Annotated in this window: 12 protein-coding genes; 11 read left to right on the forward strand and 1 reads right to left on the reverse strand. The window is 58.0% G+C overall.

The features are described 5' to 3' along the window. Positions 1 to 39: 39 nt before the first annotated feature. From ACE3NW_RS11645 to ACE3NW_RS11665, 5 genes are all read left to right on the forward strand, one after another. Positions 40 to 327, forward strand: coding sequence for an integration host factor subunit alpha (locus ACE3NW_RS11645; RefSeq protein ID WP_022657574.1), 288 nt, complete (start codon positions 40 to 42; stop codon positions 325 to 327). Between the two features lie 333 nt (positions 328 to 660). Continuing rightward, positions 661 to 2,295, forward strand: a complete 1,635-nt coding sequence (locus ACE3NW_RS11650) for an MBOAT family protein (protein WP_374283582.1) — start codon at positions 661 to 663, stop codon at positions 2,293 to 2,295. A gap of 15 nt (positions 2,296 to 2,310) precedes the next feature. Next, complete coding sequence (locus ACE3NW_RS11655; protein WP_374283584.1) at positions 2,311 to 3,543, forward strand: hypothetical protein; 1,233 nt, start codon at positions 2,311 to 2,313, stop codon at positions 3,541 to 3,543. Between the two features lie 11 nt (positions 3,544 to 3,554). Then, positions 3,555 to 5,183 carry a sel1 repeat family protein gene (locus ACE3NW_RS11660; RefSeq protein ID WP_374283586.1) on the forward strand — a complete coding sequence of 543 codons (1,629 nt, stop codon included), beginning with the start codon at positions 3,555 to 3,557 and terminating at the stop codon, positions 5,181 to 5,183. Positions 5,184 to 5,478: 295 nt separating this feature from the next. Continuing rightward, on the forward strand, positions 5,479 to 6,234 hold the full coding sequence (locus tag ACE3NW_RS11665; RefSeq protein ID WP_374283588.1) for a sulfite exporter TauE/SafE family protein: 756 nt from the start codon (positions 5,479 to 5,481) through the stop codon (positions 6,232 to 6,234). A gap of 60 nt (positions 6,235 to 6,294) precedes the next feature. On the opposite strand, the gene ACE3NW_RS11670 is transcribed toward ACE3NW_RS11665, so the two are convergent. Then, entirely contained in the window at positions 6,295 to 6,888 is a 594-nt protein-coding gene (locus tag ACE3NW_RS11670) for an AbrB family transcriptional regulator (protein ID WP_374283590.1), read from the reverse strand. Positions 6,889 to 7,044: 156 nt separating this feature from the next. Here ACE3NW_RS11670 and ggt point away from each other — a divergent pair, with 156 nt between their 5' ends. From ggt to ACE3NW_RS11700, 6 genes are all read left to right on the forward strand, one after another. Continuing rightward, positions 7,045 to 8,709: a gamma-glutamyltransferase gene (ggt, locus tag ACE3NW_RS11675; protein WP_374283592.1), complete on the forward strand. Its 1,665-nt coding sequence runs from the start codon at positions 7,045 to 7,047 to the stop codon at positions 8,707 to 8,709. Next, positions 8,666 to 9,103: a hypothetical protein gene (locus ACE3NW_RS11680; RefSeq protein ID WP_374283594.1), complete on the forward strand. Its 438-nt coding sequence runs from the start codon at positions 8,666 to 8,668 to the stop codon at positions 9,101 to 9,103. The genes ggt and ACE3NW_RS11680 overlap by 44 nt, the downstream gene beginning before the upstream one ends. 376 nt (positions 9,104 to 9,479) lie before the next feature. After that, on the forward strand, positions 9,480 to 10,649 hold the full coding sequence (locus tag ACE3NW_RS11685; protein WP_374283596.1) for an ABC transporter substrate-binding protein: 1,170 nt from the start codon (positions 9,480 to 9,482) through the stop codon (positions 10,647 to 10,649). Positions 10,650 to 11,028: 379 nt separating this feature from the next. Beyond that, positions 11,029 to 11,943, forward strand: coding sequence for a branched-chain amino acid ABC transporter permease (locus ACE3NW_RS11690; RefSeq protein WP_374283598.1), 915 nt, complete (start codon positions 11,029 to 11,031; stop codon positions 11,941 to 11,943). Positions 11,944 to 11,955: 12 nt separating this feature from the next. After that, positions 11,956 to 13,119 carry a branched-chain amino acid ABC transporter permease gene (locus ACE3NW_RS11695; RefSeq protein WP_374283601.1) on the forward strand — a complete coding sequence of 388 codons (1,164 nt, stop codon included), beginning with the start codon at positions 11,956 to 11,958 and terminating at the stop codon, positions 13,117 to 13,119. A gap of 180 nt (positions 13,120 to 13,299) precedes the next feature. Beyond that, positions 13,300 to 14,070 (forward strand): ABC transporter ATP-binding protein, encoded by a 771-nt coding sequence (locus tag ACE3NW_RS11700; protein WP_374283603.1) that lies wholly within the window; start codon positions 13,300 to 13,302, stop codon positions 14,068 to 14,070. Positions 14,071 to 14,127: the final 57 nt, after the last annotated feature.

The following is a 14,127-nucleotide window of genomic DNA, read 5'->3' on the forward strand; positions in this document are numbered from 1 at the left end:
TCCATTTAGCCATACCAGCGCACTGCGCCGGAGAGCACTATGAAAAAAACACTGACCAAAGCGGACATCGTGGAGGCCATCTACGAAGAAACGGACAAGAACCGCGTAGATGTCAAGAACGTAGTAGAAAAACTGCTGGAGATCATGAAGGTCGCCATCAAAAAGGACCGCGCCCTGCTTATCAGCGGGTTCGGCAAGTTTGAGTGTTACGACAAGGCCTCCCGCAAGGGCCGCAATCCCAAGACTGATGAAACCATCACCCTGCCGCCGCGCAAGGTAATGGTGTTCCGGCTTTCGCGCAAACTGCGCGCAGAGCTGAACCCCTAGGCACACTGCGGAGCCTCGGCAGCTTCGGCATGCCGGTTGGGGCGCGTGGGACGCGTTTCTTGTCGTGCGCGCTTTTTCTTTGCCTTTTCAGCGGTTCGCACCCTCACGCCCAAGGCCAGCACATAGCGGCGGCCAGCATGTAGCGGCCAGTGCGCCACCGGCTGAATGACAGCCCCGTTCCTGCGGTTGGGGGGCTGTATACTATGCGACAGGCAAGGCATCCGGCATTCTTTGCTGCCATGGGCCGCAGAACACCCCACGCCGCACCACGCGGCAGAATACTGGCTGACGCCGAGCGGCGGGCATGTCCACGCCGCCCAACGGGAGTCGCGCATGCTTTTTAATTCGTATTCCTTCCTTTTTGCTTTTCTTCCCTTGCTGCTGGTGAGCTGGCGACTGGCCCAGGGCTACGGCCCCACGGGGCTTGCGCTGGTGCTGCTGGCATTCTCTACCGTATTTTATGGCCTTTGGGGCCTGCCATTTCTTATCATGCTGGCAGTCATACTGGGCATGAACTATGCCTTTGCCCTTGCGCTGGCCGCACCAGAGCCGGAACAGGCGCAGCCCGCCGCCACCACCGAGGCGGGGTCTGAGGGAGAGGCCGAGGCTCAAGCCAAAACCGAGAGTGCCTGCATGTGCGGTTCGCGCAAACAGGGCGGCTGCCGTTTTCGCCTGAGCCGCAAGAGCCTGCTTGGTGTGGCCCTTGTGCTCAACCTGCTGCCCCTGCTGTGGTTCAAGTACTCGGCCTTTCTGGCCCAGAACCTTGCCGCCCTGCTGCATGTTCAGTGGCACTTTACCTCGCCGGGGCTGCCCCTTGGTATTTCGTTCTATACCTTTATTCAGATCGCATGGCTTGTGAGCGTGTACCGTGGGCAGGTCACGCCCCAGGGTTTCACCCGGCACGCGCTGTTTTCTGCCTGTTTTCCGTATGTGATTTCTGGCCCCATCGTGCGCTACGAGCAGATGGGCCAGCAGTTTGATGCGCTTTCACCCATCACGGCAGAAAACCTGGCCAAGGGCTTTACGCTCTTTACCATCGGCATGGTCAAAAAGGTTCTGCTGGCAGACAGCATAGCCCTGTACGCCGATTCGGTCTTTAACGCCGCCGAAAAGGCCTTTCCGCTCAGCGGCGGCGAGGCATGGCTTGGTTCGTTGTGCTATACCTTCCAGCTGTATTTTGACTTTTCGGGCTATACCGACATGGCCGTGGGCCTTGCCCTCATGCTGGGCCTCAAGCTGCCCGAAAACTTCGACTCGCCCTACAAATCCACCGGCATTGTGGATTTTTGGCGTCGCTGGCACATCACGCTCAGTTCGTGGCTGCGCGACTTTCTGTATATTCCCCTTGGCGGCAACCGCCAGGGCCGGTTCATGCAGTACCGCAACCTGTTTCTGACCATGCTTATCGGCGGTGCGTGGCACGGCGCTGGCTGGACCTTTATTGTATGGGGCGCACTGCACGGTTCGATGCTGAGCATCAACCACTTTTTCCGCGCCTGCATCAAGGGCAAGACGCTTGAGCGCATTCTGGCCCTTGCGCCGCTGCGGCTCTGCTCCATACTGTTTACGTTTTTCTGCATCAACCTGTGCTGGGTTGTGTTCCGCGCGCTGACCATCGAAGGCGCGGGCCGCATGTACAAAGCCATGTTTGCCGGGCCGTTTACGCGTGAAGCTGCGGGCCTGAGCGCAACAACCGACGGGCTTGCCGGCTTTGCCGCCATGGTGGCCCGCTGGCTGCCCAACAACTACATTCAGGGCTGGATTCCCTTTGCCCTTCTGCTGGTGAGCTTCTTTGTGGTTTGGGCCCTGCCCAACAGCCACGAGGTGCTGCACGGCAGACGCGACGGCTCGCACCCCCGCCTCGGCTGGCGGCCCACCGCCGCCTGGGCCACCGGGCTGGCTGTCATGGCCTTCCTGACCCTGATTCTGGTTTCGCGCAAGGCGACCTTCCTGTACTTCCAATTTTAACCACGCGTGAACGCCATGAACAACATCACAGAAACCGCCTTTTTGAAGCGTTATTTTCTCGTGCTGCTGGGCCTTGTCCTGGCAGGATGCCTGCTGGCTGTTCCCTACACCGCGTGGTGGCTGCGCAGCAGCGGCGACGTGGCCGTGGAAAGAGCCGTGGCCACACAGTCCAAGGGCAATTTTGCCCTGTTCGGCTCTGGTGTGTCGCAGGATTTTGTGGACTACAAACTTCAGCTCTACACCAAGGTAAAACCTGAAATTGCCGCCGTGGGCTCGTCGCGTGTCATGCAGTTTCGCGGGGCCTACTTTCGCAAACCGTTTCTGAACGTGGGCGGCACGGCGGGCAATCTGCCCGTGCTGCGCTCGACCATTGATGCCATGCTGCAAATCCACAAACCAGAGGCCATGATCATCGGCCTTGATTTCTGGTGGTTCATGCCGCAGTGGAACGCCGACCCCTTCAAGGAAGAGCCCCCCACCAGCGGCTCGTACAACTACGGCTTTGACAGTCTCAAAAAACCGTGGACATGGCTGCTTGAAGGAAAAATTTCGGCCAAGAACTTTATCGCCCCCCTGCTGCCCCAGTCCATGGGCGGATTCCGCGACAACCGCTTTGGCACCATGGCCCAGCAGTTTGACGACGGCTTTGGCTCGGACGGCTCGTGGTACTACACCGGCGAAAGCACCGGCCAAAAGCGCCCCTTTGACTACCAGTTCGAGGACACCCTCAAACAGGTGCGCTACGGAACCAAGGCTTTCTTCCACGCCAAGCCCCTGGCCGACAGCCGCGACCCGGGCGGCATAAGCTCTGCGCATCTCGATGCCTTTGCCGAAATCTACTGCCGCCTCAAGGCCCGTGGCATTGCCACCTTTGTATTCATTTCGCCCCTTTCGGTGCGCGTGCTTGAAGCCATGCGCGAGCGCGAGGGCGACTACCAGCATCTCTTCCGCCTGCGTGAGGCCCTGCTGGCGCGCGGCATTGATGTTATGGACTTTACCGACCCGCGCACCTTTGCCTCTGGCGACTGCGAATTCTTTGACGGTTTCCACGGTGGCGAGGTGACCTACGCCCGCATGCTGCGCGACATGGCCGACCGCTGGCCCGCCTTGCTGGGTTATGTGAATATGGATAGAATAAATGCCACCCTGCGCGACTGGCGCGGGTATGCGCTTGTACCCGACGAGAGGTTGACAAGCCGCCCCGAAGTGGACTTTATGAACTTTAATTGCCCCAAACGTAAACCGTAAGGAACACCAGCATGTTTCTTCGATGGGGCGCGGCGTGCAGCCGCGCCCATCTTGTTTCAGCCTGCAAGATGGCACTTGTGTGCGGCCTTGGCCTGGCCCTTTCTCTGCCCTTGCCCATGCATCATGGCCTGGCGCTTGCGGCGGCAGACTCTGTATTTGTGCAAGGCACAGGCGCGCCTGCCAGCCCTGCCCCCACAGCACCAACACTGGGCGGGCAGCCCAACCCCGGCTTCACGTCGCCGACGCTTGCGCCTGGCGTGCAAACGCCAACAGTGCAGACACCCTCGGTTCATAATCCTTCTGCCCCGGCGCCAGCCAGCCCAGGCGTGCCCCAGGTCAGCCCCCTGACCGCTCCCTCAGTGCCCGCGCCAGCTCAGGCACAGCAGCCGCAAAGTCCGCCGGTTCAGGGCACGGCTTCTCCTGCCGCTCCCACCGCTGTGGGCCAGCCTGCGCAGCCTGCGGCTCCTGCGGCGCAAGCCCCCAAAAAGCCAGAGGCCCCGGTAAAGGACAAGAGTTCCAAAAGCCGCAAGGACAAGAAATCACGCAAGGGCCAAAAGGAAGAAGAACCGCAGGAAAAACCCGCGCCTGCGGATGACGTGCCCCAGGTACGGGTTACCGCGCCCATACAGCAAAAAACCGCGCCGCCCACCCAGGCGGAAGAAGCCGCCATGGCCTATGCCAGGGGCGACTATGCCACGGCAGAAAGCATCTGGCGCAAACATGCCGAGGCTGGCGACGGCCAGGCCATGAACAATCTTGGTGTGCTCTACGACCTGGGCCAGGGAGTGGAGCCTGACATGGGCCGGGCCCTGCACTGGTTTGCAGAATCGGCCAAGACAGGGCATCCCTCTGGCATGAGCAACTACGGGCGTATGCTCGAACAGGGGCGCGGCATCGAGGCCAATCCCGCCGAGGCCGCCCGCTGGTTTGACCTTGCGGCCCGTCAGGGCCAGCCAGAGGCCCAGTATAACCTGGGCATGCTCTACGAGCTTGGCAGGGGGGTATCGCAGGATTTCAAGGCGGCTGCCGCCTGGTACAGCCGCGCCGCCGCGCAGCAGCAGACAGAAGCCCTGTTCCGGCTTGGACATTTTTACCGCCTGGGGCAGGGTGTTACCAAAAACCCCGCACGCGCCGTGCTGCTGCTCTATGCGGCCGCCATGAACGGCGAGCCAAACGCCATGAAGGATCTGGAAGACATGGCCCGCGCCGAACCCGCGCGGCCCGAAGCCGTGCTGTTTGGCCAGCGCCTGGACAACACGGACAGAAATTCCATGCGCGCGGCACTGAAGCAATACGGCGCTACCGTTACCCGCGAGGACAACGCCTACATCTGCGACCTCTACGATGCGGCCAAGGTTGCCCCCGGTGCGCGCCAAATGGCCATCTGCTATGGCCCCGGCGACCCGGCCCCCCTGGGTTTTCTGGAGCTTGACTATGCCGCTCCCGACAACAGTATCGAGGCGCTTATCCTCAAGATGGTCACTGACCGTTTCGGCCCCGCTTCTGCTGGCGAGGGCGACGATGCCCGCCTGTGGAACCTTGGCTCTGTGGTGGTTGCAACGCGCTACGAACCCACGCGGGGGCAGCTCAGCCTCATGTACATGGTTCCGCGCGTGTACCACCTCACGCGGCAGCGCTAGGCGGCCAGCCTGAGGCCACCTCAACCATCTCGTCCTGCAGTGACGGATTGACTCCTTCGTCAGCCCGCAACTGCCCGTTCAGCATATAGCGCTCTGCCATTCCTGCTTGCCATGCTCCGTGCCCAAGGGGCCGCGCACTGCCGGACGGGTAGCCCCGCATTGCCTGTAACGGCAAAAACGGCTTGCACACTGTCACCTGTGGCGCTAGCGTGCGCACATGCAGGCCAGGACAAACGGTCTGCTCACAACGCCACACTTATGCCGCGTGCAGCGGCCACGTACCACAGGTGATTTTATGCTTATTTTTGCCGCCATGCTTTTGTTGGGAGTACTGCTGGGCTTTGTGGGGGCTGGCGGCGCAGGGGTCATGATCACCATGCTCAGCGTGGGATTCAACATCCCCATGCATGTGGCCCTGGGAACTTCGCTGGCAGCCATGGCCTTTACCTCGCTTTCCGGCTCCATCAGCCATTTCCGCGAGGGCAACGTAAACCGCCGCCTTGGCCTGCTCATGGGCGCTTTTGGGGCGGTGGGAGCATTCTGGGGCGCGCACATCTCTTCCACCCTCGCCTCTGACACCCTCAAGCCCCTCACGGGCGTGGTGCTCATGTTTTCGGCCCTGCTCATCTATCTGCGCGTTTTCCACCCCAAGCACCCGGTTTTCAACATTCGGTGCAACAATACCGGCGGCTTGCGCTTCTGGCTGCTCACCAGCGTTGTGGGGATGTTCAACGGACTTGTCTCCGGGGCCTGCGGCGTGGGGGCTACGCCCTTTATCCAGCTGACGCTGCTGATTATTTTTAACGTGCCGCTCTACCAGACCGTGGGAACAACCATGCTGGTCATCATGCCCATTGCCGTGCTGGGCAGTCTGGGCTTTCTGGCGGCCGGGCATCTCGACCCCACCCTGTTTGTACAGGTTCTGGCCGGTCAGGTCATTGGCGCGTATGTGGGGGCCAAATTCACCCGCATGGCCCCGCAGCTCTTGCTCAAAAGCTGCATGGTTCTGCTGCCGGCCCTTGGGGGCATCATTCTGCTGCTGAGCCGCTAAAAAAAGCCACGGCCAGATTTTGGCAGGGGCACTGCAAAGCGGGGACGTGGCGCATTAAGATCACTTGACAAGTGATGTCAGCAACTTGCCTATAAGAGGCGAGAGCAGCACAATGGCATAGATGCGCACCAGATGGTACACCATGACCATGGGAGCTTCTGCACCTGTGCCGCCAGAAAGTGCCACCACGGCATTAAAACCGCCAGGACTGGTTGCCAGATAGGCCCCTCCCACAGTAAGCCCGCCCCAGCGCACGGCTATCCATGTACACAACAGGCCTGCCAACAGAATGATGCAGGTAGAGAGCAGCATCATGGGCCATGTTTCGCGCACGGCATCAAGCATGCCGGGATTGTACATATTGCCCACGATAACGCCCACGCAGCCGTACACCAGAAACCGCACCCAGTGCGCCATGTCTGGCGCGGTAATGGAGCCGCAGCTTTTATAAATGACCACGGCAATCATGGCGCCTGTCATGGCTCCGCCGGGCAGATCAAAGCGGTCAAAGACAAAACTTCCCGCAAGCCCCACGGCAAACAGTATCAGTGTTGTAACCATATGTTGTCCTTTGCACCGCGCTAGCGCGGCAGCATGCTCTATCGTCGGCCCTGTGCGGGCGCTGTGTCTGCTTACTCCTTTTTTTTTCGTCACTCAACGGGCCCAGGGGCGGGCAGATCCGGCGAAAATTGCTTCATGATTCCGCAAAAACGCGGGCACACACTGCGCCGTAAATTGCGGCGTTTGACGCGCTTTCCCCCTCCCGCTAATCTACTGCCACATCACGATTTTTCTTCAGCAGAGGATGCCATGCACTTCACGCCCAGCCCCTACTCGCAAACAGAATCGCAACGCCTTGACCCCATGACCACACGCGGCATGGTGACCTCGCCCCACTATCTTGCCACCCAGGCGGGGGTAGACATGCTGCGCAAGGGCGGCACGGCCCTTGATGCGGCCATTGCCGTGGCGGCAGTGCTGGCCGTGGTGTACCCGCAGATGTGCAGCATTGGGGGCGACAATTTCTGGCTGGCGCACGAGGCCGCCACAGGCAGGCTGCACGGCATCAATGCCAGTGGCCGGTCGGGCGAAAAGGTGACGCGTGATTTTTTTGCGCAAAGGGGGCTTTCGACCATCCCCCTGCGGGGGCCGCTGGCCGCCTGCACCGTGCCGGGCGTTGTTTCGGGCTGGGATGCCGCCCAAGCGCTCAGCCGTGCGTGGGGCAGCCCGCTTTCGCTGGCAGACCTGCTGCAAGATGCCATTGCCCTTGGGGCAGAAGGCTTTGCCGTGACTCCATCGCTGGCCTACTGGCTGCACGAGGACTGCAAGGCAGACCCGCAGGGCTACCGCCAGTTGCAGAACCAGCCGGGCTTTGCCCGCACATTTGTGCCCACGGGCACACCAGCGCGCACAGGCGAGCGCATGCGCCTGCCCGAACTGGCTGCAACCCTGAGCCTCATTGCCAAGGAAGGGCCGCGTACTTTTTACGAAGGTGATCTGGCCCAGAGCATCACACGCTGGCTGCAAAAACAGGGTGGGCTGCTGACCGCCAGAGATTTTGCAGCGCACCAGGCCGAAACTGTCGAACCCCTGCGCGTGCGCTACCGGGGGCTTGAAGCCTGCAACCTGCCGCCCAACACCCAGGGTGTGGCCTCACTTTCCATACTCAACATTCTTGAGCACCTTGACGTGGCAAGCCTTGGCGAGGGCAGCGCCGACTATGTCCACGCACTTGTGGAGGCCACCAAACTGGCCTTTGCAGAGCGCGACGCATATGTCACCGACCCCGATTTTGCGCACATTCCGCTGGAGCACATGCTCTCGCCAGAGCACGGACGCGAGCTGGCGCAGCGCATCCACATGGGCCGGGCTCTTGAGCCTGCCAGCCTGCTGGAACCCAAGGGCGACACGTGCTGGTTTGGCGTTGTGGACGCTCAGGGCAATGCGGTTTCTGCCATCCAGAGCATCTTTCACGATTTTGGCGCGGGCATTGTGGCGGGCGACACAGGCGTATTACTGCAAAACCGTGGCAGTTTTTTTTCGCTTGATCCAGCCCATGTCAATACCCTTGAACCACGCAAACGCACCATGCACACGCTCAATCCGCCCATGCTGCGCAAAAACGGCAAGCCCTGGCTTGTGTACGGAACCATGGGTGGAGAAGGCCAGCCGCAAACCCAGGCGGCCATAGTGACCCGCGTGGTGGATTTTGGCCTGAGCCCGCACGATGCCGTGGCAGCTCCGCGCTGGCTGTATGGCCGCAGCTGGGGGCTGCCTGTCAACAATCTGCGCATAGAGGGACGCTTTGCCCCGCAGGTGGCAGCCGGACTGCAACAACGCGGGCACGATGTTGAGTGCATCAAGGATTTTAGCGATCTTATGGGGCATGCCGGGGCTATTTTGTGCGACCATGAAACCGGCGTGCTTTTTGGTGCCACAGACCCGCGCAGCGACGGGCTTGCAGCTGGCAGCTAGGGCCTGCCTGCCGGGATCAGTTGCCGCTACCGGCTTTGCCCGTCTGCCGGAACAATTGCACGTTTTTGTGTGGCGCTTGGCGCAGAATCGTGCTTATATACTGCATGTTTTTTATACGACAGGCTGTCATGCTGCCCTGCCGGACTTTTTCCCCTCAGCGTATTTTTTTCCAGTACCAGCCTTTGCTCTCATTCTGTTCAAAGATTACTTTTTTGTAGAAAACAAAAAATCACTGTCTGACGCCGCATTTTCAATTTTTTGGGCTCCTTTACGTGCAGACAGCAGGAATCTGCCACCACAAAACAACAAAAATGTATCTTTTGATACAAAACATATTTTTTACATAAAAATCAAACTGTTAAACTTCAGCTTCACCCCAATTGAACATTACTGACTGCGCAGCAACAGCATGGTCAGAATTGCCACATACATGTAGCGATCTCGCTCCACAACAATAAAATATATAAATTCATCATGTTACAGAGATTGATCGCACTGGCCTACTCGTACCGCCTTTGCCAATGGTATCATATTTGACTTACGATACCACATATGCGACAAAGTTCATGCTCTGATAATCATTTTGCATTTTCACTACGTTGTACTTTTTGCACTGACAAAAGTTACCGAAACGTAATTTTATCAGGCTCAAAATAATTAAATAATTCGTTTTTTCAGGATGTTAGCAAAAAGGAATACTTTTTGCTTAATTCTGACTTACCGTAATTTGGTACACCCCTGTAACTGCACATAAAACTTGGGAGGCCTTCATGAATTTGCTGAAAGTAGCGTCAGTCTGCGCCCTGTCTCTCTTTGTGGGGCAAGCGGCCATGGCCGCAGAAGCTCCGATCAAGATCGGGTTCCCCATCCCCCTTACCGGCGAAATTCCCAAGGTGGGCGAAGGTTCCAAGTACGCGGCTGAAATGCTGAAGGAAGAGATCAACGCCAAGGGCGGGCTGAAAGTGGGTGACAAAATGTACCCGCTTGAATTCATTTATGAAGACAATGAATCCAAACCCGAATCGGCCGTTAACGTCACCCTGAAGCTCATTGAACGCGACAAGGTCATGGCCATTGTCGGCCCGCAGTCTTCGCGTCAGGCCGTGCCCGCTGGCGCTGTTGCCAATGACGAACAGGTTCCCATGATTACCCCCTGGTCCACCAACCCCGACGCCACCAAGGACCGCCCCTGGGTGTTCCGTGGTGCCTTCCTTGATCCTTTCCAGGCTCCTGTGGCCGTAGACTTTACCACCAAAAAATTCAGCGCCAAAAAGGCCGCTGTTCTGTTTGAAGTGTCCAACGACTATTCCAAGGGTCTGGCCGACAACTTCAAGGAAGCCTTTGAAAAGACCCACGGCAAGGGTTCTGTGGTGGCCATGGAATCGCACGGCCCCAAAGATCAGGACTTCTCAGCCCAGCTGACCAAGATCATTGCCGCCAAGCCCGACTTTATCTTCGTGCCCGAAAACTACAGCTTTGCGGCTCTTATTGTGCCCCAGGCCCGCGATCTGGGCTACAAGGGCCCCTTCATGGGTTCTGACGCCTGGGGTTCTGCCGAACTCTTCAACCTGTGTGGCAAAGACTGCGTAGACCAGTTCTTCTCCACCCACTACACGGCCGAAGGCGCTACCGGCAAAACCAAGGAATTCATCGACAAGTACAAGGCCAAGTACGGCTATGTGCCGGACGACGTTGCCGCTCTTACCTGGGACTCCATCAATATCGTGCTTATGGCCATCCAGAAGAACGGCAAGATCGACCCCGACCTCAAGAAAGAACGCAAGATCATCCGCGACAACATGGCTGGCATGGAAAAATTTGACGGCATCACCGGCAGCATGAAGTTTGACGAAAACCGCGATCCCATCAAGTGCGCCGTTATCGTGCGCGTGACGGAAACCGGCACTTTCGCCTTTGTGGAATCTGTCTGCCCCAAATAGAGTTATTGGCACTGCCGCGCGGCCAACCCCACAGGGGCCGCGCGGCGGCACAGATATTCCTTTTTCTGGCAAACGGGTTGTGCCGCCCGGCATGGTCTTGTGCGGTCAATCAAGGCTCGCCTGCCAATCAGGAATGGTTTTTTTCACAATTTTGTAATATAAGCATGAGTGGTACTGACTTGCTTGCCCAAGACCACGCAAGGATGTCTGCGCCATAAACAAGATAACATGCTTGTTTTTAAACAAAAATTTCGGCAACGCTTGAGCCCCCAGGCTCGCGGCCAACAAAAGATTCCATGCATTTTCCACCCAAAGTGTGGAAAATCTACCGACTAAAACAGCCTACGCACCCTGTAACCGCCAGCTTTTGGGTAGCCCTATGGACTTTTTGCTGCAACAGACCCTCAACGCCTTGCAATGGGGCAGCTTTTACGCGCTCATTGCGCTGGGCTACACCCTGGTTTACGGGGTACTGCGCCTCATCAACTTCGCCCACGGCGATATTTTTATGGTTGGGGCCTACATTTCGTTTTTTGTTGCCACCTACCTGGTTTCATCTGACGGGCTTGGCCTTTCGCAGCCGATGGCGCTGTGGCTGACCATTGTGCTCACCATGGGGCTTACAGCCCTTGTGGGCGTGACACTTGAGCGCATTGCCTACCGCCCCTTGCGGCGCAAGGGCGCACACAGGCTGTATGTGGTTATCACAGCCCTCATGTGCGGTCTTATTCTTGAAAACGGCAACCTCGCTCTGCTTGGCGCAACCAAACGCAAGTTGCCAGAGCTCATCGACAAAACCGTGTACTCCATTGGCCCGCTGGTAATCACCAATCTCAAGGTTTGGGTTATTGTGGCGGCGGTGCTGGTTTTTGTGTTCTTGCAGACCATTGTTACGCGCACCAAGGTGGGCATGGCCATGCGGGCCGTTTCGTGGGACCGATTTGCCCTGCCGCTCATGGGTATTCCGCTCGACAGCGTTATTGTTGTCACCTTTGTGCTGGGATCGGGCATTGCCGGGCTTGGCGGCATGCTCTTTGCCATGTGCTACCCCAACCTTGAGCCCTACATGGGGGCCATGATTGGCTGGAAGGCCTTTATCGCCGCTGTTGTGGGCGGCATTGGCGACATACGCGGTGCATTTGTGGGCGGCTTTTTGCTGGCCTTTGTAGAAATTATGGTGGTGGCCTTTTTGCCATCCACCTACATGGACTTGTTTTCCTTTACAATTTTGCTGCTCATCCTGTGGGTGCGGCCCACGGGCATTTTCGGCATGCCGCAAACGACCAAAATCTAGCCGGAGTGTCTGATGCTGCCTCTTTTTGTTCAAACGGTTCTTGCCATACTGGGCGTGCTCTGCTTCGGCTATGCCATCAAACGTGTCATCACGCAGAAAAAACTCGATTGCCTTCTGTTTCTGCTTGGCGGTCTGGTGCTTGTTTTTGCCGAATACTTTTCATGGATTGACGGCTACTGGCTCTCGGTCATCAAGTTCATGGGCCTCAACATCATATTTGCCACCAGCCTGAACCTCGTAAACGGCTACATGGGCGAATTTTCATGTGGTCACGCGGGCTTCATGTGCGTGGGAGCCTATGTGGGCGGGCTTATTTCCATCATTCTGTTTACCAAAAACAAGATGATGGGCGCTCCCCTGCTGCCGCCCGAGCTGGCCCCTCTGCTCTTTCCCCTGGTGCTTGCGGCAGCGGGTGGCGTGGCCTCCATTTTTGGCCTGCTTGTGGCCCTGCCCTCGTTCAAAACACGCGACGACTACCTGGCCATCATCACCATTGCGGCCAACTACATCATCATCTCGCTCATCATCAATATTGATTTTGTGGGCGGCCCGCGCGGCCTCACGGGCATGCGCAGTGTGGTGCGCGCCATGGAAAGCGTGGCCGAAATACCATGGATGATGATCTGGATGCTGCTGGGCGTGATGATCACAACCATGATGCTGCACCGTCTGGTCAACAGCACCCTGGGCAAGGGTATTCCCGCCGTCTGCCAGAACGAGGTTGCCGCAGAAATCATGAGCGTCAACACCAAGCGGGTAAAGCTTGTGGCCTTTATGGTTTCTGCTGGCATTGCCGGTGTGGCGGGCGCGCTGTACGCCCACATGTTCAGCTCTATCTATGCCAACAGCTTTGGCATCATGAAGTCTACCGAAGCCATGGTCATGGTGTACCTGGGCGGCATGGGCTCGCTCTCTGGCTCTGTGCTGGCGGCAGTGATGTTTACCCTGCTTATCGAGCTCTTGCGTTTTGCCCTTCCGGCCATGAGCGATGTGGCGCACATGCTGCCCTTTGTGCCCGATTCGTTCAATATCAGCCAGGAATGGAAGTGGGTCATCATCCCGCTGATTCTTATTCTGCTCATGCAGTTCAGGCCTGAAGGCCTGCTGGGCAACCGGGAACTGGGCGATGTGTTCCCCAAACTGAAACGGCTGGTCAGCTTCGGCAAGCAAGACTAGAGCATGAGGCGTTGAAACAGCTGCCTCATGGCGGATTACATCCGCTGGGGCCTGTTTTCGGCAAGGGCAAACAAACACCCCTTGCCAGGCACGTAAACAAATGCCCGGCACGGCGGCCCAGAGCGGCGAGTGCTGAAACGCCAGTGATACAGATACAACCAGAACGAGTGGGGGCTGACCTTGGCACTGCTTGAAATGAAAGAAGTCACGCAACGCTTCGGCGGGCTGATTGCGTTAACGGATTTTTCCATCGCCGTGGAAGACCACTCCCTTGTGGGCCTTATTGGCCCCAACGGCGCGGGCAAAACCACGGTATTCAATCTGGCTTCGGGCTTTTACCACGCCTCTGAAGGGCAGATCATTTTTAATGGCCAGGCCTACGATGCACGCCTTGAGCCGCATCAGGTCACAGCCATGGGCATGGCCCGCACCTTTCAGAACATCCGCCTGTGGAACGACATGACGGTGCTCGACAACATCTGTGTGTCGCAATACCACCGGCTGGGCTACGGGCTGCTGGACGCATGGCTCAACAACGAGCGCTACAGCCGCGAAGAAAAGCGCGTTCGTCAAAAGGCCTCGAAGATTCTTGAAATTATGGAGCTGGCCGATGTGGCCAACGAATTTCCCAAAAACCTGCCCTACGGCTTGCAGCGCCGTGTGGAACTGGCCCGCGCCCTTTCCACCGACCCCAAGCTGCTGCTGCTCGACGAACCCGCCGCCGGTCTGAACTCTTCGGATGTGGACGGGCTCATCAAGCATATCCGCTGGATTTTTGACGAATTCAAAATCGCCATCTGGATGATCGAACACCAGATGAAGGTGGTCATGTCGCTGTGCCAGCACATTACCGTTGTTGAATTCGGCAAAACCATTGCCAAGGGTACGCCGCAGGAAATTCAGTCCAACCCCGATGTCATCAAGGCCTACTTGGGCGACGAGAACGTGTGATGCTACTGGAAGTTGAAAATCTCTACGCCGGCTATGGCAAGATTGAAGCCCTTCACG

Origin of the sequence: Desulfovibrio sp. (genome assembly GCF_041907885.1) — a bacterium.
GTDB lineage: Bacteria > Desulfobacterota > Desulfovibrionia > Desulfovibrionales > Desulfovibrionaceae > Desulfovibrio.